At 69.4% G+C, this 23,492-nt stretch carries 29 protein-coding genes; 18 read left to right on the forward strand and 11 right to left on the reverse strand.

Features of this window, described 5'->3' with window-relative positions; genetic code table 11:
- Positions 1–419: 419 nt before the first annotated feature.
- Positions 420–2,168, forward strand: coding sequence for a hypothetical protein (locus tag ABT034_RS32990; protein ID WP_351220773.1), 1,749 nt, complete (start codon positions 420–422; stop codon positions 2,166–2,168).
- Positions 2,169–2,176: 8 nt separating this feature from the next.
- Here ABT034_RS32990 and ABT034_RS32995 read toward each other — a convergent pair whose 3' ends face one another.
- Positions 2,177–2,326 (reverse strand): hypothetical protein, encoded by a 150-nt coding sequence (locus tag ABT034_RS32995; RefSeq protein ID WP_351220774.1) that lies wholly within the window; start codon positions 2,324–2,326, stop codon positions 2,177–2,179.
- Positions 2,327–2,498: 172 nt separating this feature from the next.
- Here ABT034_RS32995 and ABT034_RS33000 point away from each other — a divergent pair, with 172 nt between their 5' ends.
- Entirely contained in the window at positions 2,499–2,876 is a 378-nt protein-coding gene (locus ABT034_RS33000; RefSeq protein WP_351220775.1) for a hypothetical protein, read from the forward strand.
- 251 nt (positions 2,877–3,127) lie between these two features.
- On the opposite strand, the gene ABT034_RS33005 is transcribed toward ABT034_RS33000, so the two are convergent.
- Positions 3,128–4,105, reverse strand: coding sequence for a hypothetical protein (locus ABT034_RS33005; protein ID WP_351220776.1), 978 nt, complete (start codon positions 4,103–4,105; stop codon positions 3,128–3,130).
- Between the two features lie 823 nt (positions 4,106–4,928).
- Between ABT034_RS33005 and ABT034_RS33010 the strand changes: the two genes are divergently transcribed.
- Positions 4,929–5,675: a DUF5131 family protein gene (locus ABT034_RS33010; protein ID WP_351220777.1), complete on the forward strand. Its 747-nt coding sequence runs from the start codon at positions 4,929–4,931 to the stop codon at positions 5,673–5,675.
- Between the two features lie 52 nt (positions 5,676–5,727).
- On the opposite strand, the gene tcmP is transcribed toward ABT034_RS33010, so the two are convergent.
- Entirely contained in the window at positions 5,728–6,909 is a 1,182-nt protein-coding gene (tcmP, locus tag ABT034_RS33015) for a three-Cys-motif partner protein TcmP (protein WP_351220778.1), read from the reverse strand.
- A 158-nt stretch (positions 6,910–7,067) separates the two neighbouring features.
- On the opposite strand from tcmP, the gene ABT034_RS33020 reads away from it, so the two are divergent.
- The 7 genes from ABT034_RS33020 (at position 7,068) to ABT034_RS33050 (ending at position 10,073) form a co-directional block, all read left to right on the forward strand.
- Positions 7,068–7,334 (forward strand): hypothetical protein, encoded by a 267-nt coding sequence (locus tag ABT034_RS33020; RefSeq protein WP_351220779.1) that lies wholly within the window; start codon positions 7,068–7,070, stop codon positions 7,332–7,334.
- Positions 7,334–7,732, forward strand: a complete 399-nt coding sequence (locus ABT034_RS33025; protein ID WP_351220780.1) for a PIN domain-containing protein — start codon at positions 7,334–7,336, stop codon at positions 7,730–7,732. Before ABT034_RS33020 ends, ABT034_RS33025 begins: the two co-directional genes overlap by 1 nt.
- Before the next feature lie 251 nt (positions 7,733–7,983).
- Complete coding sequence (locus ABT034_RS33030; RefSeq protein ID WP_351220781.1) at positions 7,984–8,376, forward strand: hypothetical protein; 393 nt, start codon at positions 7,984–7,986, stop codon at positions 8,374–8,376.
- Between the two features lie 177 nt (positions 8,377–8,553).
- On the forward strand, positions 8,554–9,009 hold the full coding sequence (locus ABT034_RS33035; protein ID WP_351220810.1) for a phage holin family protein: 456 nt from the start codon (positions 8,554–8,556) through the stop codon (positions 9,007–9,009).
- Positions 9,006–9,440: a DUF3618 domain-containing protein gene (locus ABT034_RS33040; protein WP_351220811.1), complete on the forward strand. Its 435-nt coding sequence runs from the start codon at positions 9,006–9,008 to the stop codon at positions 9,438–9,440. The genes ABT034_RS33035 and ABT034_RS33040 overlap by 4 nt, the downstream gene beginning before the upstream one ends.
- Positions 9,437–9,703: a DUF4235 domain-containing protein gene (locus ABT034_RS33045; protein ID WP_351220782.1), complete on the forward strand. Its 267-nt coding sequence runs from the start codon at positions 9,437–9,439 to the stop codon at positions 9,701–9,703. Before ABT034_RS33040 ends, ABT034_RS33045 begins: the two co-directional genes overlap by 4 nt.
- 70 nt (positions 9,704–9,773) lie before the next feature.
- Positions 9,774–10,073 (forward strand): hypothetical protein, encoded by a 300-nt coding sequence (locus tag ABT034_RS33050; protein WP_351220783.1) that lies wholly within the window; start codon positions 9,774–9,776, stop codon positions 10,071–10,073.
- Between the two features lie 398 nt (positions 10,074–10,471).
- On the opposite strand, the gene ABT034_RS33055 is transcribed toward ABT034_RS33050, so the two are convergent.
- Positions 10,472–11,221 (reverse strand): ZIP family metal transporter, encoded by a 750-nt coding sequence (locus tag ABT034_RS33055; protein ID WP_351220784.1) that lies wholly within the window; start codon positions 11,219–11,221, stop codon positions 10,472–10,474.
- Positions 11,222–11,518: 297 nt separating this feature from the next.
- Between ABT034_RS33055 and mscL the strand changes: the two genes are divergently transcribed.
- The 4 genes from mscL to ABT034_RS33075 all read left to right on the forward strand — a co-directional run bounded on the left by mscL (position 11,519) and on the right by ABT034_RS33075 (position 14,468).
- On the forward strand, positions 11,519–11,962 hold the full coding sequence (mscL, locus tag ABT034_RS33060) for a large conductance mechanosensitive channel protein MscL (protein ID WP_351220785.1): 444 nt from the start codon (positions 11,519–11,521) through the stop codon (positions 11,960–11,962).
- 397 nt (positions 11,963–12,359) lie between these two features.
- Entirely contained in the window at positions 12,360–12,581 is a 222-nt protein-coding gene (locus ABT034_RS33065) for a hypothetical protein (RefSeq protein ID WP_351220786.1), read from the forward strand.
- Between the two features lie 34 nt (positions 12,582–12,615).
- A complete protein-coding gene (locus tag ABT034_RS33070; protein WP_351220787.1) occupies positions 12,616–12,852 on the forward strand; it encodes a hypothetical protein in 237 nt (78 codons plus the stop codon).
- 251 nt (positions 12,853–13,103) lie between these two features.
- Positions 13,104–14,468, forward strand: coding sequence for an outer membrane protein assembly factor BamB family protein (locus ABT034_RS33075; protein ID WP_351220788.1), 1,365 nt, complete (start codon positions 13,104–13,106; stop codon positions 14,466–14,468).
- 437 nt (positions 14,469–14,905) lie between these two features.
- Here ABT034_RS33075 and ABT034_RS33080 read toward each other — a convergent pair whose 3' ends face one another.
- The 4 genes from ABT034_RS33080 to ABT034_RS33095 form a co-directional block, all read right to left on the reverse strand.
- On the reverse strand, positions 14,906–15,094 hold the full coding sequence (locus tag ABT034_RS33080; RefSeq protein ID WP_351220789.1) for a hypothetical protein: 189 nt from the start codon (positions 15,092–15,094) through the stop codon (positions 14,906–14,908).
- A 7-nt stretch (positions 15,095–15,101) separates the two neighbouring features.
- Positions 15,102–15,578 (reverse strand): hypothetical protein, encoded by a 477-nt coding sequence (locus tag ABT034_RS33085; protein ID WP_351220790.1) that lies wholly within the window; start codon positions 15,576–15,578, stop codon positions 15,102–15,104.
- A gap of 26 nt (positions 15,579–15,604) precedes the next feature.
- Positions 15,605–15,817: a helix-turn-helix domain-containing protein gene (locus ABT034_RS33090; protein ID WP_351220791.1), complete on the reverse strand. Its 213-nt coding sequence runs from the start codon at positions 15,815–15,817 to the stop codon at positions 15,605–15,607.
- Positions 15,818–16,212: 395 nt separating this feature from the next.
- The gene (locus ABT034_RS33095; protein ID WP_351220792.1) at positions 16,213–17,244 is read right to left on the reverse strand and encodes a hypothetical protein; all 1,032 of its coding nucleotides are present in this window, start codon (positions 17,242–17,244) and stop codon (positions 16,213–16,215) included.
- A 406-nt stretch (positions 17,245–17,650) separates the two neighbouring features.
- Between ABT034_RS33095 and ABT034_RS33100 the strand changes: the two genes are divergently transcribed.
- Complete coding sequence (locus ABT034_RS33100; protein WP_351220793.1) at positions 17,651–18,160, forward strand: DUF5956 family protein; 510 nt, start codon at positions 17,651–17,653, stop codon at positions 18,158–18,160.
- A gap of 45 nt (positions 18,161–18,205) precedes the next feature.
- Here ABT034_RS33100 and ABT034_RS33105 read toward each other — a convergent pair whose 3' ends face one another.
- Together ABT034_RS33105 and ABT034_RS33110 are read right to left on the reverse strand one after the other, a co-directional pair.
- Positions 18,206–19,042 (reverse strand): hypothetical protein, encoded by an 837-nt coding sequence (locus ABT034_RS33105; protein ID WP_351220794.1) that lies wholly within the window; start codon positions 19,040–19,042, stop codon positions 18,206–18,208.
- 115 nt (positions 19,043–19,157) lie between these two features.
- A complete protein-coding gene (locus ABT034_RS33110; RefSeq protein ID WP_351220795.1) occupies positions 19,158–19,850 on the reverse strand; it encodes an HNH endonuclease family protein in 693 nt (230 codons plus the stop codon).
- Between the two features lie 280 nt (positions 19,851–20,130).
- On the opposite strand from ABT034_RS33110, the gene ABT034_RS33115 reads away from it, so the two are divergent.
- Positions 20,131–20,283 (forward strand): hypothetical protein, encoded by a 153-nt coding sequence (locus ABT034_RS33115; protein WP_351220796.1) that lies wholly within the window; start codon positions 20,131–20,133, stop codon positions 20,281–20,283.
- Positions 20,284–20,323: 40 nt separating this feature from the next.
- Here the strand turns inward: ABT034_RS33115 and ABT034_RS33120 are convergent, their stop codons facing one another.
- Positions 20,324–21,649, reverse strand: a complete 1,326-nt coding sequence (locus tag ABT034_RS33120; protein WP_351220797.1) for a hypothetical protein — start codon at positions 21,647–21,649, stop codon at positions 20,324–20,326.
- Between the two features lie 964 nt (positions 21,650–22,613).
- Here ABT034_RS33120 and ABT034_RS33125 point away from each other — a divergent pair.
- Together ABT034_RS33125 and ABT034_RS33130 are read left to right on the forward strand one after the other, a co-directional pair.
- Positions 22,614–22,814 carry a hypothetical protein gene (locus tag ABT034_RS33125; RefSeq protein WP_351220798.1) on the forward strand — a complete coding sequence of 67 codons (201 nt, stop codon included), beginning with the start codon at positions 22,614–22,616 and terminating at the stop codon, positions 22,812–22,814.
- Positions 22,815–22,819: 5 nt separating this feature from the next.
- Positions 22,820–23,488 carry a sigma-70 family RNA polymerase sigma factor gene (locus tag ABT034_RS33130; RefSeq protein ID WP_351220799.1) on the forward strand — a complete coding sequence of 223 codons (669 nt, stop codon included), beginning with the start codon at positions 22,820–22,822 and terminating at the stop codon, positions 23,486–23,488.
- Positions 23,489–23,492: the final 4 nt, after the last annotated feature.

A 23,492-nucleotide genomic window follows, 5' to 3' on the forward strand; every position in this document is an offset into this window, starting at 1 on the left:
GCTCAAGCCGGGCCCACTGCGCATTCGTCAGATCCCCACGTCCCACAAGATGTGATCATCGGCGATCAAGATCCACTTTCGCAACAGGCCCTAGGAAGGTATGACTCTGGGCGATGTCACGGTCCTGCGCTCTGCGACACCGCCTTCCCGACCCCGAGGACGGCCAGGAGGACAAGGTGCCGACGTCGCTGGGGAATGTTCGCGCCCAGGAGCGTCAGGCCAACGAAGCCGTCCGCGTCGCCGCGATCCTGCGGGCCCGCACCGAACGCGCCGGACGACCGGCGCCAACCGCCGCGTCCACACTGCGCCAGGCCGGATGAGTGCTCCTGTAACCGCGTATCGCGGGGCGAACGCGGTGGATCGACTGCGGAGTCAGCGGGTGTGGTGGCACGCTGAGTTGGGACGAAAGGTGGGGGTTCGTGCGAGGTGACAAGCGGCAGATTCAGACCGCGGTTCTGGGCAGCGCGGACTCCGAGGAGCCACTGATGCTCCCGCTGGAAGCAATCGAGCTGGACGCCTTCCGCCAGCAGCACGAGCACGACACGTTCTGGTGCGGGCTGCTGCTCGGAGGCTGCGGGGTGCGGCTGACCACGAAGCTTTACACCGATCGTGTCTGCCATTTCGCCCATATCCCCGGTCTGGACGGGCTGTCGCATCACTGCGGCCGCAGCGCCCGGGGTGTGGCCAGTGCCGACCACCTGTATGTGAAGTCCGCCGCCCGGTCCTGGCTGCGCAGCCTCGAGGAGGAGGCCGACTTCGACTTCGCCCGGCCGGACGGCGTGGCGATCGGGTCGGTGGTCGACATCCGGTTGAAGACCCGTGGGCTGCGCGTGCACCTGGACCAGGCGGTAGCGCCCGTGTGGGAGGAGGACGGCGTAGAGCCGGTGCTCGGAGTGTCCGTGCCGGTGGACCGGGACACTCTGATCCGGCGCTGGTACGTCCACCGGGTCCGTCTGGACAGCGAGGGGACCGCCCGCCGGGTACGGATCGGCACCGAGGCGTTCGCGCGGCCCACCGAATGGTTCGCCCTGGACGAATGCGAGATGACGGAGCGGGGGCTGTCGACGCCAGCGGTGGAGCAGATCGTGCGTTCCCGCAGCGTCCGTCCGGCATCCCCGTGGGGCGCGGGCAGGACCGTGAAGACGCCGCCAGCGCATGTGCGGGCCCAGACGCTGCTGCGCCAGCTGGCCGAAGCCCGCCGGGTGGGATCCGTGGTCGTCGTGACCCGGGTGTGCCGCGACATGGCCGCCCTCACAGAGGTGGAAGGGGAGCTCCAGGACCAGCTGTCAGGGGCCGTCGCGGCCGCGGACCGCTGGCTGGAAGAACAGGCGCAAACGCGGCAGGAGCTGTTCCACGACCTGGCGCAGGCTATTGCCTGGCAGGAGGTGGGCCAGGTTTGTCCTCTGCTGGTGCGTGCCAATGCCATCGCGAGCCACGACCGTACCGAAGCCGAGATGGCCATCGCAGATGATGCAGCCGAGTGCCTGGATACCCATGCGCGGCAGCGGCAAGCCGAGGTGGCAGCCGTGCGGGCCGCGCAGGCGGAGGAGCGGGCACGGGACGAAGCGGACCGTGTAAAGAAGCTGCTGGACACCTTGGAAAGCCGTGGGATCGGGCAGCCGCGACAGGCGATGCGCGAGATGGTGAAGGACCTCATCTGCGCGGCGGCTGGAGCCGGAGCATATGTCGACGCTCAGCAGCGCAAACAGGTCGAGCTTTGGAGAAGGCGCGCGGACGGCGCTGGGGCGCTGGCGCAGATCGCCCGTCAGAAGAGAGCCTCACCCCCGGCACGTGCGGCACGGCTGAAACGGGCATCGCTGTTGCACGAGCAGGTGGGGCGCCGCTCCTGGTTCAAAGAGCCCTGTCCCCGTTGTGATGCAGCCAAGGGCAGGCACTGCTTCAACGACGACGACAGCGGCGGTAGAGACCGGCGGCCACTCCCTCATGAGGAACGGCTCCAGCTGATCATCAGCACGCGGAACGCACGCCCCGAGCAGACCACACAGCGACCGCCTTCACAGCCGCAGTCCGCCTCTCCCGTATGGCGGGTCAAGGACGTCACCTGTCCTGAGTGTGATGCCGCGCCCGGCTCGAACTGCACGACCCCAGACGGCCGCCCGCACCAGCGCCGAGAGACGCACTTCCGGCGCCGGTTCCACTCGCCCTGACCCACGGTCTACTGGAGCTTGGCGGCCGTCGTAGACGCCCTGGTCGCCATCGACACCTTGGCCGCCGCGCTCGCCCAGGTCGACCAGGAGGTCGCCGAGGTGCTGGCCGCGGTGACGGCCGCGACGGCCACGGTCCGCCGCCGCTTCGGCCTGTCCACCGAGCCCGATGCGACGCCGGCCGCGACGGAGTGGGTGTCGGACCCGCGCCCTGCCCGCCGTCCTCGTCCCAGGCGCGGTCTCGGGCCGGCTTTCAGGGCATCCGTTGAACCGCACGGTGGTCTTGGTCCTCCTGGCGTGCCAGGATCCCGATCAGCAATGAGGGGAGCGGGTGTGGCTGGGAGCGCGACGGGGCCGGGTGTGGTGGTGCGCGGTGTCGAGGAGCTGACCATCGAGGAGGTTGAGGGGCTGGTGGGCTGGCTCTTCTTCCGCCTTGATCTCAAGGCGTCCGGCGTCCTGGCGACTGTGCAGCTCGCCGCGGGAAGGGTGCGCGAGCAGCTGGCACGGCGGGATGCCGAAGCCGTGCCGAGCTTGCCAGTGCTGGCGAACCTGGCACAGGACTGGCAGTTTCTGCGGCAGGTCGCGCGCGGGATCGCCGGCGGCGAACTGCCGGACGACCGGACCGTGATCTGGTTGGGGACGTTCGACTACATCCCCCGAGCCACGGGCGTGGGGGCGACGGCGGCTTCAGAGACGATGCTGTGGGGATGAGGAGGTAGTCGGCCTGGTCCGCCAAACCTGATCCTTGAGGCTGGCCACCCTTCAAGCATTCAGCCCTAATGATCTCCGCTGCGGCGCGGCTCAATGCGCGAGCCAGCCACCGGACCTGGCTGTCACACTCGCCCGAGCCGGTCGTGGATGTCCATGTGGCACTGGCCTTGCTGACGACCCGAGCCGTTCGGGCCCAGGTCAAACGCAACAGGTGCGGCAAGGCCATAGCTGGCGAAAGCGGGCGGGCGCGGTCAGGAGCGCTGGGCGGCGACGGGGGCGGTGCGGGCTCGGGGCAGGGTGATGCCGTGCTCCTGCGCTGCCGTTCCGGGGCGGAGGGTCCAGGGAACGGTCCCGGTGCTCGTGAGCCAGTCGTTCGCCAGAAGGCGCTGCACGATGAAACACCGGAGCTGGTGGGGCACGTCCCACCCCATGCCGTCCCCGACCTGCCGGAACGAGGGGCCATGGCCGTGCTCGGCACGGAAGGCCACCGTGAACGCGGCGGCCTGCGGGCCGCGGTCGGGGTGCTCGGTCTTCCACTGTCCGTACAGAGTCTTGGTCTGCCTGGACATGAACTGGGCACGACTGGGGGTCGTGAACGCCTCCGCCACCCGCTCCGGGGCAAACCCGCACACACCGCAGGACTCGATGCTCTCCACATGCCGCCGCAGGCCGGGAGTGGCCGCTTCCTTCCACCGAAGCCACGCGTCGGCGTCGAAGCGGAACCCGCGTGCCGGCTTCGCGGTGTTGGTGCGCGCCCGCTCCTTTTCGGTGGGCGGCCGCAGACCTGAAAGGTGGCGTACCTGGGGGTCGAGACGGTACCGATCACCGGATAGCTCGGCGAGGAAGCCTTTCTCCAGGAGCTTCGGGAGCTCCGCCCTGCAGGCAGCGGGCAGGTGGGGTGGGAGGGAGCCGAGGAGCCGGGAGGTGCCGTGGGCGGCGAGGAACAGACCGGCCAGGCGGGCGGCGGGCGGGAGTTTCTTGACCGGCTTGACCGACAGGGCCTTCGTGGTCCATCCCGATACGCGCGAGCGGGTCTGCTTCCCGATTGGCAGGGGATGGCCAGCGTCGGCAGCCAGCGCAGGAACGGTGACGCGAGTCGGTGGCGCGTCGAGATCGCTGCTGAAGACCGTGTCGGCCAGTTGCCACCCCAGTTCCCGCAGGGCGGTCACGGCTTCACGGGCATCACCCAATCGGAGTGCGGCCAGGTCCTGGCCGGTGATGTTGCCCACGCCTCCGCGTGCCGCCCGGATGGCCACCACCACCGCGAGGAGCTGCGCGTCAGGTCCAGGCAGAGGCAGTGATGCGACGTAGCTGAGCAACGTGCGGGCTGCTTCCCCTTGCTGCTGAGAGAGAAGAAAGGGGAGCTGCTCGGGTTTCCTGTCCGCGGCTGCCCCGGCGTTGGCCGCGTTCGACGCTGTTGATGGCATGCCACACCCAACGTGCACATACAGCAGGAGTTACGAGCGGCCCCCGCCTCCCGCACCACAACCACGGTGACGTCCCCGGCGGCCGCCGACGACCCAGCCCCCGACCGGTCGTTCCGGCCGGGCCAGTGAAGACGGGGGAGACCGCGTCGGTCGGGTACTACCGCGCCCTCGAGCCCAGCGCGCCCTCGCCCCCGCCTCGCCCGATCAGGAGGACCCGGCCCTGGCCACCGCCCTCGCACGGCAGGAACAGGCCCGCCACGGCCTCGCGGAGCAGGTCTTTACCAACGTCGACCAAGAGGGACGAAGCGCCGAGTTCGCGAGGAGCGCGCCGGAGAGCCCACGCCGATCGACGCAGGGGTACAGGAGAAAGGGCGCGTGACGAACGGAGGATGACGTGCGAGCCGTCCAGGGCAGGGCAGCAGGGCGGCGGTTGTATCGACCGAGGCCGATCGCAAGGGCTAGGTTCCTGAATGGAGGTTCGATACGTGAGGTTACGAGAAGCGATCGGGTACGCGCGGATACCGGCGTACATGCCGCGGTGTCCCAGCCTGCGGGGCATCGTTAGGCAGAACACGACGGCCGCCCTGGGTGGCGCGGCCGTTGGTACGAGGGCAGGAGGAGACCGGTGAGCGACCGCAGTTCGATCGAGTGGACCGAGGCGACCTGGAATCCGACGACCGGTTGCGACCGTGTGTCTTCCGGTTGCGACAACTGCTACGCCCTGACCTTGGCGAAGAGGCTGAAGGCGATGGGTGCGGCGAAGTATCAGAACGATGGTGATCCCCGGACTTCGGGGCCGGGCTTCGACGTCACGCTACACCCGGACGCCCTGGACGTGCCGTATGGGTGGAAGAGCCCTCGGACGGTGTTCGTAAATTCTATGAGCGACCTGTTCCACGCGCGGGTGCCGCTCGATTTCGTCCGTCAGGTCTTCCAGGTCATGGCCGACACCCCGCAGCACACGTACCAGGTCCTGACCAAGCGGGCCCGGCGCCTGCGTCAGGTCGCTCCGAAACTCGACTGGCCGAGCAACCTCTGGATGGGCGTCTCGGTGGAGACCGAGAACGAGCTGGCCCGCGTCGACGATCTGCGTGAGGTCCCCGCGGCTGTGCGGTTCTTGTCCTGCGAGCCGTTGCTGGGGCCGCTGCCGGGGCTGAACCTGGACGGCATCCACTGGGTGATCGCCGGGGGCGAGTCCGGCCCCGGGCATCGGCCGCTTGACGAGAGCTGGGTCACCGAAATCCGCGACACCTGCCAGGACGCCGGCGTCGCCTTCTTCTTCAAGCAGTGGGGCGGGCGCACCCCGAAGGCCGGTGGCCGTCTTCTGGAAGGCCGGACCTGGGACCAGATGCCGCTGCCGGTCGCGGCCTGACCAGCACGCGTTCGTTGTGGCCGGGCCTCGGAGAAGGGCCCGGCCATGAACGTCAGGCCGCGAGGTTCCCGGGGTAGACGGTGATCTCCCGGGTCCGCTTCACCCCCACCCCGTTGCTGGGGGTCTTGCCCTGCTCATGCAGCAGCCGCACCGCCTGGCGCACCGCCGGCTCGGTGACCTGGCCGTAGAAGGAGCCGAAGATCTCCAGCGTGTGGTCGACCAGTTTGATCGGACGCCGGGTCCGCGTCAGGAGCCTCTCGAGGTTGGTTGCGATCTGGGGAACCGCGTTGGTCTCGACTTCCTTCGGGTCCGGGCGCGTCACCGACGCCAGGGAGAACAGGGCGTCCTGCTCTTCCCGTTCCTCCAGTGTCTCCCACCACGTCGCCCGGGCCCGGGCGACGGTGTCGCCGAACACCCATAGCCCGTAGGGGCTGCGGGTCGCGAACACCAGCCGGTACACGGCCCGCTTGCGCGGCGAATGCGACACCGGGACCGACTGCACGAGCATCCCGGTCCGGCGTTCCAGGCGCCGGGCGTACTCGGCCGCCACCGCCTCGATGGCGTCCTCGCCCACACCGTCCTTGCCGCGGGAGGCGACCGCGTCGGCGAAGTACTCGCGCCACCAGGTCCCGCCGCACACCTCGTCGAACCGCTGCAGCGACTTCTCGTTGCCCTTCGGGGAGCGGACGTGGCCCCCCAGGCGCCAGACGGCCATCATGCTGAAGTTCATCAGCAGCTCGGTCGCCGGCCGTTTCTCCGGGCGCTTTCGGGCGAGCACGTCCACGAGACGGTCCTGCGGCAAGACGAGACCGCACGGATCCAGGAAGAGGAACAGCGGCTCCCGTACGGCCCGCTCGACGACCTGGTCGAGAACACCGTCGACCTCACCGCGGTGGGCATGAGCCCGGACACCGCGAGCCAGATACTGCTGGACGACCTCGTGTAACCGGTCGAACGACTTCGCCTGGGCCTCTGAGAAAAAGCACTCGAGTGTCAGCCCCGCCCTGGCGCGCAGGTGGGAGGCCACCCTCAGGGCGATCTCTCCGGACGCCGGCTCCCCGTTCTCGTACCGTCCCTCGCCCGCGTACCCGTCCAGATACACCACCCGTTTGTCGTGTGACTGTGTGCCCGCCATCCCGCCGAACTGCGGCAGATACCGCTTGAGGAGATCGTGCTTGAACACACTGGGCAGTGCCTTGTCCGCCCAGTAGTCCCCGTTTGTGCCCGACGACATCGCCACCCCCGGCTCCGCAGTATCTGCTTGATCACAGATAGTGAGGCATAGCGCGGAGCCCGGGCAAGAGGACCGTCGGACGACACCCTCCTGCATGGAACGAAGAGCGACGGTCTCGCCCCTCCACACCGCTCCTCTACCGGGAGTAGAGTCGGGGTATGGGTGATGAGACGAGCATCAAGGTGAGCGCGGCGACGCGCGACCGGCTGGCCGCGCTGGCCGGTGAGCAGGGCACGACGATCCGGCAGCTCGTCGAGGAGCTGGCCGGGTCCCGTCTGACGCAGGCCGAGTATGCGGAACGGGCGGAGCAGGCGCGTGCCGAGCTGGCGTCGGCGCTGGGCACGGTGCCGAGTGAGGGCGCCGAAGCCAGGGCCCGCCACCTGCTGGAGCGCCTTGGTGCCCGGCAGGATCCGGCGGCCGCATAGTGACGTCGATCGCGGTCGTCCTGGACCACACCGCAGCCACCGCCCTTCACGACCCGAAGGACCCGTTCAACGAGGCGGTGGCCGCGTTCTACGTCCAGGCTTCCGGTGGCCTGGGCACCCTGTACGCCCCGGTGCTGTGTCTGACCGCCGGCGACACCGACCGCCCCGGCCTGCTCGCCTACATCAACGGCCTGCGATTCATCCAGATCGAGGCATTCGACACCGCCGCCGCCCTCGCCGCCACCGGGCTCCTGCACGCTGGGCACTCCTGGGCGGCCGTCCACGCCATCCACGCCGCCCGCCCCAGCGCCGACTTCCCCACCGGCCGTTACCTGCTGACCCTTGAGCCCGAGCTGTACGAGGGGACCGGCGTCCAGGCCGTACACCCTGACCAGTAGCCCTTGGCCCCGCCTTCCGGGATCACCTGGAGGTGAAGACCCTGGAACCGTCCCTGGTAGCCCTTCGGGGCAGGCCACACCCCAGGGTTCAGACCTTGCGAAGGCCGCCGCACATGCCGGGCGGCCTTCGTGCTGCCTGGGCCTGCCGCACCTGGACGACTGCGCCGCGGGCGGTCGGCGAGGCCGGCGGCAGGCTGTTCGGCCATGGAACGCCAGCGAGGAGCGTTGCATGGGCGGGCACAATGGCCGCCATGACCACACCGTCCATAGATGACGAGCACCTGAGCCTGGTGCATGACCCGCGTGAGCTCGCCGTTTTCCTCTCGGCCCGTATCCGCGAGACCGAACAGCACACCGACCAGATTGCGGCACTCGAAGAGACCGGCAGCCGGTTCGGAGCGTTCCTGTCTTCCGCTCACCTGCGGGCCGCCGCCGCGGCGAACGCGCGTCTGCTGGAGATGCACCCGGGCCCGCGGGACCGCGACGGCTACTGCCCGGGCTGCGTGGGCCCCTACGACTACACCCCCGTACACAGCAGGCACTGCCCGATCCAGCTGGTACTCGCCCGCATCTGGGAAACGCACCCCGACTTCCCCGCCTGGGTCCTGCACGAAGAGATCACCCGGTACCGCCACGAAGACTGACCAATCCCCTCCCCGACCGCCGACGGCCGCCCGTGGCACCGGTCGCCGATGCCCGGCGTGCTGACCGCCGCCGGTGGGTCAGGGCCGGGCGCGCAGCAGCTCGGGCACGCGGCTGGTCTGCCCGAGCCAGGCGGAGACGTTCTTGTCGATGTACTCGACCAGCCGCAGGACCTCGCCATGGGCCTCGGGCAGGGTGAGCCGGCGGGTCCGGCCGCGGCGGTCGCTCTGGCCCGGGAGGGGGACGCCGTCGATCAGCGGTTCGTGGTGGGCGGCGCGGTTGCGCAGGGAGCGGACGTGGCTGGCGGTGGTGAACACGTTGGTGCGCTTGCCGCCGCTGTTCGGGAACGCCTTGTGCAGGGCCTTGCGCCACAGGGTGGAGTCGTAGTCGACGTTCTTGCGGTACGGGCCGTCGCCGCGGGTGCCGCCCTTGTCGAGCAGGTTGGAGCGAGCCGATGCCGGCGTTGCCCTGGAGCTGCAGCGCTGATCGTCGCCGCCCTGCTGGCAGCCGTCGCCGCCGTGATGGCCGCGGCGGGGAAGAAGCAGATCGCCAAGGCCGGCACCCCCGCACCCGAGCAGGCCATCGACAGCGTCAAGGCCGACGTGGCCGAGATCAAGGAGGCAGCACACCGATAAGCACCCCCTCCAAGGACGGCAAGGACGCCGCGCCCACTCCCGAGGAGCTGCGCGAGCAGGTCGAGCACGCCCGCGACGAGCTCGGCCAGACCGTAGAGGCGCTGGCGGCCAAGGCCGACGTCAAGGCCCAGGCCAAGGAGAAGGCCACCCTCGTCGGCGACCAGCTCCGGGAGAAGGCGGCGCATGCCGCTCAGTTGGTCAAGAACAAGACCCCCGATCCGGTACTGGACAAGGCCGCCCACGCCGCTGCCCAGGTACGCGAGACCGCGACCCGCGCCGGACAGCTCGCCGCCGAGAAGACCCCGGACCCGGTCCGTGAGAAGGCCGAGTCGGCCGCGACCATGGCGAAGGCCAACCGCACCCCTCTGGTCGCCGCGGCCGTAGCGTTCGTCGTCTTCCTGCTCCTGCGCCGCAGCCAGAGGTGCCGATGAAAGCCTCGAAGATCGCCTACAAGCCGGTCGGCCTGGCGCTCGGCGCCGCCAGCGGCATGATCGCTGGCGCGGCGTTCAAGCAGGCGTGGAAGATGATCGGTCACGACGACGATGCCCCCGACGCCACCGACGAGCACCGCACCTGGCAGGAAGTCCTGATCGCCGCAGCCCTGCAAGGCGCGATCTTCGCGGTCGTCAAGGCGGCTGTCGACCGGGCCGGTGCCGCCACCACCCGTCGCCTGACCGGCACGTGGCCCGGCTGAACCGACCTCGGGCGGCGCCGGCCTCGCCCTGAGGGCCGGCGCCGCCAGAGCAGAAATCATGGAGGAAGTCGTGGCCGCGCACCCCGGGTTGCACACCCTCGCAGCCGCCGCTCTGACCGCCGCCGTGCTCCTCGCCCGCTGGTGGGCCACCCGCGCGGTTCGCGACGCACACGGTGCCGCCGCCAAGGCACCCTGGGGACGCACAGCGCCCCCACCGGCCGACGTGGACAGCGCCCCTGACCGCGTGGCCGAGCTGCATGCCTCGTTTCTGGACCCGGCCCTGCGGGAAACCGACGCCCACCTCGAGCAGTACTGGAACAAGCTCACGTCCCTGTACCCGCACCGCGACGGCGAGCGCCGATACAGGTAGAACCGGGCCTCACCCTGCAGTCTGATCGAGTCCGTTGGTTGGCAGCGCGTCACTCTGTCAACGGACGGGTGAACCACAGTGTGCTGGCCCAGGCAGGGTTCGACGAACCAAACCCCGGCAGGCAACCTGAGCCTGCAGGCGCAGAACGACGGGCGCTGCTGGGATGGCGCTCGACGGGGATCGCACGTGCCGTCAGCCACCCTCACGGTCACCAGGACGATGGAAAGCCGCCTACGGCACTGCCCGGTCTGCACCAGGCACTGGACAGCGCACTGTCCGCGATCCTGGAAGCGGCCGGCTTCCAGACCCGCGTCGTCGAACCCGGCTGGCTGCCGGTGGTCCGAGCCGACCAGAACGCAGCCGAGCCCGATGCCGGTGAGGCCCCCTCCCCACCGCGCCTATAGGTGAGACAGGGCGAACGCCGACAGGAATCCGACCACCGTGACCAGTCCCGTCAGCAGGTGCACCCTGCTGTACGCCTCGGGAATCATCGTGTCCGCGATCATCGCCAGGATCGCTCCGCCCGCCACGGCCGTGATCACCGCCATCACCGTCGCGGACGCCCCGCCCAGCAACGCGTATCCGGCCAACGCGGCCAGACCGCTGATCACGGCGATGCCTCCCCACAGGATGAACACGTACCGGCGGCTGCGCCCGGCACTGCGCATCCCGGCGGCGCTCGCGAGGCCCTCGGGAAGGTTGCTGATGAACACCGCCCCCACCGTCGCCACCCCCAGCTGCCCGCCGCCCAGCAGGCTGGTGCCGATGACCACGGACTCCGGGACCCCATCCAGCAGCGCCCCCAGGGCGATGGCGTTGCCCGACCCCGGCGCCTCAGCCTCAGACGGCTGATGCTCCCCGGAGCGCTTGCGGTGCTGAGCACCGCGCCGCGCCAACAGGGCGTTGGCCCCCGAGTACACGGCCGCACCACCGACCGCCCCGGCCACCACCGGCCACATCCCGGAGCGCTCGTACGCCTCAGCGATCAACTCGAACGACACCGCCGCCATCAACACACCGCTGCCAAATGCCATGACCAGGGCGATCAGCCGCGGCGGGACCCGCACCAGCGAGCCGACAGCCGCCCCCACCAGCAGAGCCGCACCCGCGAACAGACCCCATCCGCCCGCAACCAACGCTCCAGCCACAACCGCCCCTTTCCACACCGCCGACAGATGTACCCCCGCCTACCCGCCAGGCCAGAGACCAACGAGGGTTCGCCGCGCGAAGAACACGTGCCCTTTGCGGCCTCGCGGAGAAGCGAGAAAGCGATCTCTGCGTTTCTCCCGGTTCCGTGTAGGACACGGTGCTTGCCGCGCCCTCCTGAGGTCGTGGTCCAGCATCAGCAGGCATGGGGCAACAGTGGCAGGGCATGCGGCAAAGGGGCGGATGGCCGCAGCCGCGGGCCCCGCACGTCGACGTCGAAGGGCCTCAAGGAGGAGAAGGTGAAGGGCTTCCGCAGCTTCATCCTGCGCGGCAACGTGGTCGATCTGGCCGTCGGTATCGTCATCGGGGCGGCGTTCACCGCGGTGGTGAACGGGTTCGTCGGCGCCTTCCTGACACCGCTGGTCGGGCTGGCCACCGGCGCCACCGGAGACATGAGCCGCAAGACCTTCGCCGTGGGCGCCACCGAGTTCCCCTACGGCGCCTTCATCAACGCGGCGATCAGCTTCCTCCTCCTCGCCTCCGCCCTGTACTTCCTGGTCGTGCTGCCCATCAACAAACTGCACGAGCGCCTCGCCCCCCACCACGACGTCCAGGCGCCCAAGCGGGACTGCCCCGAATGCCTCAGCCCCGTCCCCGCCCAAGCCCGACGCTGCGCCTCCTGCACCGTCCCCCTGCCGGCCGTACCCGCCCAGGCAGGGGAGACAACCCAGCGCGCCGGGTAACCGGCCCATTCGGCGGCCTCGGGGACGGTCCTTCCGAGGCCGCCGGACGAGGAAAGCGGCGGTGGTGCGTCGTAGGACCGACATGCTGCAGGCCTCGGTGACGAGCACCCGCCCCTCCCGCCGCCGACCCCGCCGAGGTGCGCGATGCGCTCGCGGAGATGACCACCCTGCTGGCGCCGCAGGAGCGTGCCGCCGTCGTCCTCAAGGACGTGTTCGACCTGCCGCTGAAGGAGATCGCGCCGCGGCAGCGAACCTGGGGCAGCTGATCGGCCCTGCCGTCCCCTGGCAGGCAGGGCTCCGCAACACCCTGGTGCATGCCTCATTAGCGGTAGTGACTTCCGCCCTGGGGTATATCTCAGTTGCCTGGCTTCCGCCGGTCGGCCTCACCCTGGCAAGCATGTTGTTCGGCTACCCGCCGTCCGAGCCCCGGTACTACTGGTGGGCAGTCATCATGGAAAAGGACGTGACGCTCGGCCAGTGGGCCGTCGTGATCGGAGCTTTCACGGCAGCGGCCGGCATCTACGCCCTGGCCCCTGCACGAAAGCTCCACCTCGGGAAACATCCGTTCACCGCCACCCCCGAACGACAGACGCCCTCGCTCGTCCGAACGAAGCCGTGACCGAACAGGATCCGCAATCCAGAAGGAGACACCCGTGGAAATCGTCATGTGGGTCGTTGGAGCATTCATCCTCGTGAGCTTGGTCGGCTACATCCTCAGCCAGGGTGGCTCTGTTCACGAGAACCGACAGCAGATATTCACCACTTCGGAAGTCACTTCTGTGAGTCTCGAAATCGAACTGCTTGCGCTTCGTGACATCGAGGAGAAGCCGCCTCGGGCCTCTCCTCAGCTCAGTGCTGCCGAGGGCAGCCCTCTTGATGCCACCGAGTGATGGCGAACCTCTCGCGCTCCAGGTCCTGTCGTCGAATGTGCTGTCTGCGCTGCTGCAAGGGTGATGGCCCCGCCCCCGTCGCTTCCGGCTGAATCGTCTCCGCTCCAGCGGTGCGGACCCGGGCCGTACGCGTTCTCGGCCGACCGAGGGTGCGCCTTCAGGCCGGGCGGACCGGCTTCTTATGATGATCGCCGCCGAGGAACGCGGGAAGTCCTGTGGACCGTTGATGGCGATACTCTGGGGGAGCGGACATGACCGCGCAGGTGAACGGCGTACCGTCCGGCAGACGGACCAGGCGCACCCTGGCCACGAGGGCGGCGGCCGTGCTTGCCCTCGCCTCGCTCGCCACCGGATGCTTCTTCTCCGATGCCGAGCCCGAGGAACTGGGCGTCGTCTGGGACACCCCCGAGGACCGCAAGACCGAGTGGCAGGGCAACGGGGCCTGGCTGTCCGGCGACACCCTGGTCCGCAGCCGCTTCGACGCGGTGAGCGGGTACGACGCCCATACCGGCAAACGGAGCTGGGAGTACGTGCCGCCTGGCCGCTCGGCGGTCTGCCACGTCGCCGCCGACACGGACAGCTCGGTCCTGGTCCTCACCCGCGACGGGGACGGCACTTCCGCCCCGGCCAAGGGCAATCTCTGCGCCGACGTCGTCGCGATCGACACGAACAACGGCCGCGAGATCTGGCATACCCCTCTTCCTGCCCTTGATCTCTGGGCGACCCGCCTACAGTCCTACACGGTGTCCGCCGGCAGCGGCATCGCGGTGCTCCTCCGGGGGGACGACCTGCAGGCCGTGGACGTGCGCACTGGGAAGATCCGCTGGAAGGCGGCCCTCCCCAAGGGCTGCGTGCCGGGTACGACCGCGGTGGCCGAGCGCCAGGTCGCCGCCCTCCTCGCGTGCGGCGGCACCGAGTACCTCTTGGGTGACAAGGTCCCGAGCGACGCCGAACTCTTCGTCGCCACCTTCGCCCCGGCCACCGGCGCGCTCCTGTGGTCCGCACCGCTGAAGGCTAGGACCTCTGTTCCCTGGGACGCCCGCGCGGAGTTCGTCTCGGCCGACCCGGTGGTAGTGGCCGCCTCGGCATCGGGCGACTCCGACTCCGGGTCCTACCTCTCCTTCGGCAGGAACGGCCGCCCGAACCCGCCGATCGATTTCAGCGGTCCCTACGGCGAGATCGGACTCGACAGCCGGCTCACGGCGGCGGTCGACGACAACAGGCTCTACGCCCTGCCCCTCCACCGGGTGAGGAACAGCCGTGTCGACCCCCACCGCCTCACCGCGTTCGACCTGGCCACCGGAGACCCGGTCTGGGGCGGCACCGTAGACGACGACCGCCTCGACGGCGACACCGGCTACCACATCATCCCCCAGGACGGCGACATCACCGTCCTCACCTCCCGCCGTGAAACGTCCTTCTCCGGCGACCGCAGTTACACGTACAGCCTGCGGGTCCTCGACGGCGCCACGGGCGAGCAGCGCGAAGCTCGCAGTCTCCCTGAGGGGCAGGCCCCTGCGGACACGCTCTTCACGTACCAGGACCGACTCATCGGCGCCCGCTACGTGCACCCCACCGCGTCGTCCAAGCCGTTCACGGCCTACGAACGCCGCTGACCACCGTCCGCACAGCACTTCGCCGTGCAAGTCGCCAGCGTGCCGCTGCGGAAATCGAACGGCCGCTGGCCCTGGTGACTTCCGAAGTGGTGAATATTCGCTGTCGGTTCTCGTGAACAAAGCCACCAGGGGTTCGTAGCGTTCAAGAGGAACCGAGCACGGCGTAACGGTTGACCTCGTTTGTCGACCGGGGCTTTGTCGGCGAGTTCCGGGTTCTGGCACACACTCCCTGAGTACGACCAACGTCGTCACCCGCTGTGGGCAAAGGCGTTCAGACGGCCCGCTCGGCGTGTGCGGGGATGCTCCCGGTGCCGCTGTTGGCGCGCCCCTTTGCCCAGAATGCCCACGAGGTCTCTCCTTCGAGGTGCGATCGTCCTGTGACCGTGTGTTTCCGGTTGGTGTCACCGTGTCAGGTGTGACCGTACGAACGGTTCCGGCTACGGGGCGGCCAGGCGACGAGCGAGGTCGGCGGCGAGCTGCCCGGCCGCCCGGCCGCGCCCATCCGGGTCGAGCTGCTCCAGGACCTGGAGCAGCTCGACCGTCTCGCGGGCCTCGGTGGCGGTGAGCAGAGCGAGGCGGGGCTCGTCGGAGTAGGTGCCGGTCACAGGGTCGGTGTCGTGGTTCACGCCGTCTTCAACGGCACCCGCTCCGCCAGGGCACCGGCGGGCGATCTCTGGCCCAGGGCCGCACCAGGGGGCGGCCCCCCGACGTCGGGGATTCGCGAGGGGCCCGTGGCCCCGGCGCCGGGTGGGCCCGCTCCAGGCGGCGCACCCGGTCGTGGACACGCTCCAGGCCGCCAGCCCCCAGTCCGTCGCCGCGCAGGTAGTACAGGCCGAGGTCGCCGTCGAGTGCGGCGAGCAGGGCCGCCACGCTGCGGATCTGGTGCGACCACAAGGCGCTCTGTACCTGGTGGCCCTGCCGGTCGTGGCCGAGGAGATCGGCCAGCTCCAGGGCCGCGGCGCCCAGGTACGCGCACTCCGGGCAGGGCTCGGCCGACAGGTCGGCCTTCGCCGCGTCGAGGAGGTGGCGGTACTCGTCGGGGTGCGCGGAGATCAGGCGCCGGACCGCGATGTCCTGTGCCTGGAAGTAGCTCGGCTCCCACCTGGCCATATCCCCACCGTACGCTCGCTGTGCGGTCAGGACTCGGCGCTGCGCCTGTCTCCGCCCCGGGAGCGGAAGGTGACCCCGGCGTCGGCGAGGAGGCGGTGCACGCCGCCGTACGAGCGGCCCGTCTCCTCGGCCAGGGCCCGGGTGCTCGTCCCGGAGTCGTACTTCTTCTTTAGCTCCGCCGCGACCTTGTCGCGGTCCGGGCCGGGTGCGAGACGGCGGACCTTCGTCTTGTTCGGCATGGGCGGATTCCTCCCTGAAAGGCGGCGGACGCTGCCATGATCGCGTGAGGCGGTGGCCGCGGCCACCGGTTCGGCGCAGGTGCTCGGAAGAGGAGAGGGGGGCGGCTGGTGACGATCACGGACCCGGCACAGTGGGAGGACCTGTTCGTCCGCACCATCGACGAATAGCCGGTGCAGTTCGTACGGCCCGCCGACACCGACCGCCCGGTCTGGTCGCTGTACGAGGCGGCCGTGTACGTCGGGAGCGTGGCGGCGGAGACGGACGGCGGCCGGCCGCTGTGGCGGGTCCAGGGCAGCCGCGAGGCCCACCGCGACCTGGACGACGCGATCCGTTCTCTGCGGCGCCCGTCGTCGTGGACGCGAGAGCGCGTGCAGGTCGCCGCCCGATGGCACGATCAGCCCGACGCCACGTTCGCCTCCTCGTTCGGCTGGGGGAAAACACGCGTGATCCAGCCGGGTGCTGCGCCGACGGCCCGGCAGACGTCGGCGCGCGAGGTCAGGTCGGACCCGTCCTGTTTCGTGTGGACGCGCAGATAGAGCGTGTGGTGATCGGCTTCGTTCTCCACGTAGAACGAGCAGGTGTGGCCCCCTTGGCCCGGGCCGTATGGATCACCACACCAGCAGTACTGGTGTGCGGTGTGGAGGGGCAGGCCCCAGCGCGGATGGAGGAGACGCTGGATGAGCTGGTCGTGGGAGCCCGGCAAGGTCCGGGCGACGCAGGCATCGACCTTCCAGCTGTCGGCGTCTTGCCAGCACCGGGTACGGTAGAAGTCGGTGACCGTGTGGAACAGCGCGACGCGCCGCAGCAGTCCGCTGCCCGTCGCGGCCGCCATGACGTCGTTCGCCATGAGACTGGGGTACATGTCCAGGAATTCCGCCTCCGCTGCGGTAATCCCGGGGTCCTCCCAGAGCTGACCGGCCCCCTGGCTCCCGAGGTGTTCCGCGACCCGGTGCAGGATGTCCGTCCAGGTGTCCGTCGTACGGGGAGGCAGGACCAGGCTCACGCTCCCCGGCCCTCCACTCCGGCCGGCCAGCAGGTCAAGGTGGATCTCACGGCGCCGTGCGTCGATTCCGCCGACCCGCAGACCAGGGATCCCACTGATATCCGTGCAGCCGGGCTCGGACAGCGACGGGAGCAGACTCGCCAGGCAGTACTCGGGGAAGGAGTAGAGAGCTCTGCCGAGGTACGGGTCGAGCCCCAGGGTCAGGGAGGTGCTGGTGCCGACGGCGGAGGCGATGCCGAGGGGATGCGCGCAGTAGTCCGGCGGTGCGCCGAGGCGATCGAGGACGAGCCCTTCCAGAAGCGCCTGGCTCGGCGTGGCCGACGGAACGGGGTGGACCAACAGGGGGGCGCCCCTACGGGATCGGCCGCTGCATTCGGCCCAGTAGTCGAGCTTGAGCGCGTTCCAGGAGCTGTGGGCGGGCATGGCCGTGTCCTTTCGACATGCCGCTGCCCGATCCTCTCGGCATACGAATGAAGACACTGGCGAGGGGATGACTCTAAAGACGCTGGTGGTACGGGCTGGAGCAGTCCTACGTTCCTTGCGTCCGAGGCACCGGATCGGGCGGTGATCGGACGGGGCCCGCCTCAGGCCCTACCGGGCCACACGATAGGGCAATGCACCAGACAGGAGCGGACAGCACGAGCGGGTGTCACCCATACGGACTCGGGAGGCGCCCGGGCGCGGGGTGATTGGTCGGCCGTCCACGCTCAAGGCTGCGGGCGGTCGGTTCTTCGGCCCGTCCTGCCGGATGCCGTGTTCCGGCCGTAGAAGTCATAGGGGCAGTTCATGCGCGTCAAGCAGGCCAGCCCGTGACAAGTATCGTGCGTATATGTCATGGGATGTGAGTGGTCGTCCGCATCAGTTGGCGGTGCGCCGGTCGGGGCCGAGCGAGCTGGAACCGGAGCGGTTGCCGGAGGTTCGGGAGCTGGCGGAGCTGGGCTGGTTTCTCGCCCCTGAGGCGCCGATGTGGGTGTTTTTGCCCTACGTGTGGCCGCGGAACGCTCGGACGTGGGTGCCCGACCGGTCGACCTGCTGGGAGATCGACACCACCTTCGACGCGGCCGGTCAGTTGCTGGGGGTCGAGTGCCGCCCCGTCTCGGCGGCGGAGAAGGAGGTCCAGGAGCGGGACGCTGCTGCGGACCTGGACGCCGCCGGGATCCCGCCGCGTCCGTCGGGCCGGCTGTGGCTGCTGCGTCCGGTCGGCGGCTTCGACGATCTGGATGCGGTGCTCGACCACCTGTGCACCGCTGCCGAGGACCGCGACGTACCCGTCGAGCTGTCCGCCGATTTCGCGCGTCTGTGCCAGAAGGAGCTGCGGGTCCTTGCGGGAAGAGACTGACGGCCCTTCCCCGCGAGGACCTGCCGGAGCCCCGCCGACAGCAGGTCAGGGCTTCCAGGGCACCTGGTAGTACTGACAGCCGGTCGATGAGTTGCACTTGTGCCACCGGCCGGTGTGCAGCACGCCGGCCTTGAACAGCTGCCGGTGGCCGAAGGCGGTGAACTCGCCTTCGTGGTCATCGTGGTATTTGCCGCTCCCGGTCAGGTGCTGCTCATTGTAGGCCCACCGGTTGTTGCTGGGCCACCAGGCACGTGGAGACGCGGCGTTGATCGAGGTGAGGTTGACTTCGCTTTTTCCGCAGTAGTCGTCGGGCCCGGCGCTGACGTTGATCCGGCAGTTGTTCGTCCAGACACCGGGGTTGATCTCCGGTCCGCTGTCCCAGTCCAGCACGGTGCGCCAGCGAGGCCGCTTTCCGTCGAAGGACTGTCGGTAGACCACGTCGAAACTGCCGATGGCTCCGTTGCTGTCGCCGTAGGCGCCGTTGCCCTTGACCTCTGCAGTGTAGTCGTTGATCTTCCGGCTGCAGACCGTGCCGTTCTCGCACCACGAGTCGTAGTCGTCTCGGCCCGGGGCGGCCAGGCGTGGGGTCGGCGAGGCCGTGCTGTCGGGGGCGATGACGTACGAGGCGTCCGTCGCTCGCCCCTGCTCGTCCGCGGTGATCGTGAGAACCCCGCCCATGCAGGTCCAGGCATCGGGCCGCATCTTGCGCGCCTCATCGACGCAGGCCTGCAAGCCCTCGCCGCCGCTGTCCGCCGGAGCCAGTGATCTCCACGGCAGAACGCCATCGGGCGCAGGGCCGACAGAGGCAGCAGGCACGACGCTCACGGTCACCATGGCCACGCACGCGGCAAGTACTGGCAGGAGGATTCGTGCGGACTTCATGAGACTCCTTCCCTGGGACTTCGGATCAGGTCGGTTTTCTGGCGAACGCGCTGCCGCCGCCCGTGGTCTTCCTGCACGCGACCGTGGGCTCTGACGCGGGGCAGGCGCTGCTGTACTACGCCGCCGGGGTGTAGTGGACGACGGTGGTCTCGCACGGGCCGCCGGCGTAGACGTTGATGGCGTCGATCTCGCGCTGGTCGGCGGTAAGGCCCCAGCGGAGCTTGGTTGCGGTCCACTCGGCGAGGTAGCGGCAGGTCGCGTTCGGGGCCGGCGGCATCCACGTCGCCGGGTCCTGGTCGGCCTTCTGACGGTTCGTCCGCGCGGTCACCGCGACCAGGCTCGTGGCCGCGTCCTGGTCGTTCGCGTATGCCTCGCGCCGCTTCGCATCCCAGGCGGAGGCGCCGGAGTCCCACGCCTCCGCCAGGGGCACCATGTGGTCGATGTCGAGCTTCGCCGGGTCGGTGACCTCCTGCTCGTCGTAGTACGACAGCCACTCGCCCTCCCCGATCTTGCAGCCGGCCGCGACAGCTGGGGCCTCGGCCGCCTCGGCAAGGAGGACCTCCGCGCGGGTGTTGCAGCCGTCCGCGGGGTCGAGGCCGGTGTTCCAGTGGCGGAACGCGGTCCGGGTGTAGCCGGCCCGGCTCTCCTCGGCGAGCGGGATCTGGCCGATCGCGTAGGAGAGCGGGAACGTCTGCGCGGCACCCAGAGCTGCTGGGGCGGCAGAGGCGGTGTGGGCCGAGGCCGGGACGGCGAGCGGGGTCAGGGCGAGGGAGAGCGCAGCGAAGCCGCGAGCAAGGTTCTTGATCACGAACGCAGGCATACATGTCCCGGGCCGGCATCAGCTGGGCGTCACGCGTGCAGATCAGCCGGGTGGGTGAAGAGGTTCACCGAAGAAACGTGTCGGCAAGTGGCGACTTCGCATCCGCGTCCCATCTGGTGACAGATCGGTGACGTCGCCGGTGGTGTTGTTCCGAAAAGCTCCGCCCCGTCGGAGATACCGATCTCGGCAGGTCGGCGCCGCCGCATTGGTTGAGAGGGCTGCCGAGGGGAGGCCGGCGAGGTTGCTGTTGCCTGCTTCGGTGCCGTGAGTGGTCGCTCCTACGGAACGGGCGCTCGAGGACATCCGCACCCAGCAGCGCCAGGCCGACGAAGCCGTTCGCGTCGCCGCTTTGCGGGCCCGCGCCGAGCGGGCTGGCCAGCCTGTGACGGCTCCCGCCTCCGCACTGCGCCAGGCCGGATGAGCGCTTATCGCAGGCCGGGGCCCCTACGCTCCCAGCCGCTCTATGTCCTGTTCTCGCCGTCCTGGTCGTCGCCGTCGGTGGTCGACGTGGGGGTGACACGGTCGTCGAGGGTGATGGTGATGCGCTCACCGTCGCCAGGGCTGAGATGGGTCAGGTGCTGCTCGATCCGCTCGTAGAGCGTGGCAGCGAGTTCCTGGTCACCGCTGCCATTCGAGGTGGTGCTGGTGACGGTATACAGGCTGATCAGCAGGGCGATCAGGGAGCGGCCGGACAACGGGGCGAAGACGCGCTCGTCGGCCTCGTCGGTGACGCGGGGCGGGACGCGGAAGTGGGGGTGGCCGGCGGTGCGGGTGGTAAGGAACTCCCAGGTGTCGCGGTGGCAGCGCAGGTCGGCGGAGGAGATGCGGGCCGCGGCCCGCAGCAGGGTGGTGTGCTCCTTGCTCACCTGTACCGGCTCGGGGGTTTCGGCCGGACGGGCCTGGAGCTGGTCGACGACCGTACGCAGTCCAACGAGTTCCTGTGTGAAGGAGGCGAACCCGGCACGGGCCTCGTCCAACACGGTGGTGAGTTCTTGCTTGACCTGGTCAGTGACCTCGCGGACCGTTTCACGCAGCTGCTCGGCACTGTCCGGCTGCTCTTCGGTCGTGGTGGCCGGGGTGGTGAGCTGCTCGACGAGGGGAGTGAGCTCCTGGGCGAGGACCTCGCGGACGGCCTGGCGCACGGACTCCTCCGATAGCGCCGTCGCGGTCGCCTCCGGCATGGTCTCGGCGGTCGGCTCCTCCCGGGCCGGGCTGCCCTCCGGCCCCTGCGCCTCGGGCGCGCCGATGGTCTGCGACCCGAGTTCCCGCCCGTCGTCGGCCTCCGGCCCTGACGCGGGTACGGGCGCGGGCGCCGGTACCGAGGGGGAGCCAGTGGCGGGGTCTTCGTGGTTGGGGCCGCGCTGGGCGGGGATCGCCGACTGAAGAGAAGTGCCCGGGCCCTCGGGGCCGGTGAAGGCGGCGGGCGTACCGGACGCGGAAGGAGGAGGCGGGGTGAGGGTGAGACCGTTGAGGTGGTTGAGGGTGGTGCGCAGCTCCGTCAGCTCGGCGCGCAGCAGGCCGGTGATCTCCTCGGTCTTGCTAGCGAAGAGGTCGCCGGAGGCGGGCTTGACGGCCCTGTTGACGTCCTTACGCAGCAGGTTGACCTCGTCGAAGACCTGGGTGAGTCCTTCCGTGACGGCCCGGGAGGTGGCTGCCTGGGCGTCGCGACCGGATTCGTCGATCTTCTCGAGGCTCTCGGTAAGGGCTTCGCGCAGGCTCTGGTCCCCGTGCAGGACGGCGTTGTGGAGCATGGAGACCATCTCGGCGAAACCGGAGTTCCGGGCCATCTCTCCCCCAAATGTTGCTTTAAGTAGTCGATCACTTCCGCTGCGTATGGTGCCCGAGAGGAGAGTCCGCCCGAGGCATAACCGGCCAACTGGCTTCCGGAAAGGGGAGATTGGCTACTCCGGTACCACGAGGTGGCCGGTTCGCTGCCCTTCGGAAGGACGCACTGCCTTCCTACCGGTCCTCCGGCCACCATCGCTGCCCCGGCTCCTGGGCCCGGCCGGAGGGCGCGCCGGTTCTGCGGTTCGGGAAGGCCGGCGAGCGCCAGGCGGCCGTCGGCCCCGCCCCTGTATGCGGTTCGGTCCGACGGGCCCAGATGGATGCGCAGGTTACATGGAGTAGGAGGTGAGGGGATGGTGTGTTCTGGGATGAGACGCCTCCGGAGCGGATCGCTGCGGACCGGCGCGCACTCGAGGAAGCCCTGAGACGGTTGTGGAAGGTCTACCGCCGGGTCGGTGCGGACCGGTCCTTCGTCGACGGTGGGCTCCAGCAGCACGATCCTCCTGGAGCTGGAAGAGTCCGTCCGCAGCGCGGATGCCGTCCCTGCCTGCGCGGGAGTACGGCCGGATGTGGGCCCAATCGGCGTGTGCTCCTACGCGATGGGGCTGCCGCGCGCACGTTCCGCAGGGCGGAACCGGTGCGTGACCCTTACCCCTTCTGTTTGTGATGTGCATCACTTCAGATCGGAAGGTGAGCGGTTTCGCTCGGCGGGCGATCGGCGCGCCGCAGCCTCCACCCTCAGCTCGTTTCCCCTGATGAGAACCTTAAGCGGAGGGTAATCGACAGGTAGCGAAGCGGAGTTGGCCATGTCTCCCGGTAGCTGCCCGATTGCTCCTGGTCAAAAAGTTGGGTTCCCGGTACGCGTTTGCCCATGCCGATTCGAAAGGCTGCGGTTGAGGGCGCAGAGCCCTCCGGTGCCCCTGGAAGGGAAGGGACGCCGTGTCATGACCCCAAGGAACAGGAACTGTGACCGTTCACGATCTTCTCATCGCGCTGGTGGTCCTCACCGCCCTGCGCGTCTTCGCTCCCGACGCGCGCGCCCTGACACGGCGTGTGCTGCGCGCCGGGGTAAGGATCGGCGCCACCGAACTCCTGACGGAGACCCGCGAGGTCTCCGCTCCCGCCACGGCGGTCCTGCCGCCGACCACCCACCGCGGGGAGGGGTGAAGCCCATGAACGGCACGCCGCTGCCCGAGGAGCCAGACCTCCCGGGCGAGGCCCCAGAGGCGCCGTCGGGGACCGGACTCCCCGAAGAACGCCACTTCCTGCAGGAACTCCACGACCTCAAGGGCATCGAGTACGAGATGACGCCGGACCAGGAGGCGTTCTACGACCTCTACGGCCGCGCCCACCTGCGCTACGCCCACACCATGCTCGGCAGCAAACAGGCCGCCATCGCGGTGGTGCGCCGCTGCTACTCCCACCTCGTCCTGAACTGGCGGAACATCCTCAAGGAGGAGAATCCCCCCGCGGCGTACGCGTGGAAACTGCTCAAGCAGCGGGTGGAGATGCACCTGCGGCTGACCGGCCAGCCCCCGCAGATGGTGCAGACCGCCGCCTTCCAGCAGGCCGTACGCGCCACCCTGGAAGTCAAGCGGCGCCAGTTCGAAGTAATGGAATCCGCCCTCGGCCTCTACACCGCGATAGCCAACCTGCCCGAGCGGCAGTACGACGTCGTCGTCATGCACTACGTCCTGGGCTTCTCCGCGGCCAAGGTCGCCGACATCATGGGCATCAAGCCCGACACCGTCCGCTCCCACCGGCGTCTAGCCCGTGAGCGCATCGCCAGCAAGCTCGGCCTGTCCCTGGACCCGCCTGCCGACGAGAACGAGAAGGAGTAACACC

Origin of the sequence: Streptomyces sp. NPDC002773, assembly GCF_040295605.1 — a bacterium.
Taxonomy (GTDB): Bacteria; Actinomycetota; Actinomycetes; order Streptomycetales; family Streptomycetaceae; genus Streptomyces.

Excerpts from the sequence above, each read along its gene's own strand:
- ABT034_RS33030 (WP_351220781.1), top strand. The coding sequence starts at position 7,984 with ATGACCACACCGTCCATAGATGACGAGCACCTGAGCCTGGTGCATGAC.
- ABT034_RS33075 (WP_351220788.1), top strand. The coding sequence starts at position 13,104 with ATGACCGCGCAGGTGAACGGCGTACCGTCCGGCAGACGGACCAGGCGC.
- tcmP (WP_351220778.1), bottom strand. The coding sequence starts at position 6,909 with ATGTCGTCGGGCACAAACGGGGACTACTGGGCGGACAAGGCACTGCCC.
- ABT034_RS33100 (WP_351220793.1), top strand. The coding sequence starts at position 17,651 with ATGTCATGGGATGTGAGTGGTCGTCCGCATCAGTTGGCGGTGCGCCGG.
- ABT034_RS33095 (WP_351220792.1), bottom strand. The coding sequence starts at position 17,244 with ATGCCCGCCCACAGCTCCTGGAACGCGCTCAAGCTCGACTACTGGGCC.
- ABT034_RS33065 (WP_351220786.1), top strand. The coding sequence starts at position 12,360 with ATGTTGTTCGGCTACCCGCCGTCCGAGCCCCGGTACTACTGGTGGGCA.
- ABT034_RS33085 (WP_351220790.1), bottom strand. The coding sequence starts at position 15,578 with ATGGCCAGGTGGGAGCCGAGCTACTTCCAGGCACAGGACATCGCGGTC.
- ABT034_RS33045 (WP_351220782.1), top strand. The coding sequence starts at position 9,437 with ATGAAAGCCTCGAAGATCGCCTACAAGCCGGTCGGCCTGGCGCTCGGC.
- ABT034_RS33120 (WP_351220797.1), bottom strand. The coding sequence starts at position 21,649 with ATGGCCCGGAACTCCGGTTTCGCCGAGATGGTCTCCATGCTCCACAAC.
- ABT034_RS33090 (WP_351220791.1), bottom strand. The coding sequence starts at position 15,817 with ATGCCGAACAAGACGAAGGTCCGCCGTCTCGCACCCGGCCCGGACCGC.
- ABT034_RS33020 (WP_351220779.1), top strand. The coding sequence starts at position 7,068 with ATGGGTGATGAGACGAGCATCAAGGTGAGCGCGGCGACGCGCGACCGG.
- ABT034_RS33035 (WP_351220810.1), top strand. The coding sequence starts at position 8,554 with ATGGGCCTCGGGCAGGGTGAGCCGGCGGGTCCGGCCGCGGCGGTCGCT.
- ABT034_RS33105 (WP_351220794.1), bottom strand. The coding sequence starts at position 19,042 with ATGAAGTCCGCACGAATCCTCCTGCCAGTACTTGCCGCGTGCGTGGCC.
- ABT034_RS33130 (WP_351220799.1), top strand. The coding sequence starts at position 22,820 with ATGAACGGCACGCCGCTGCCCGAGGAGCCAGACCTCCCGGGCGAGGCC.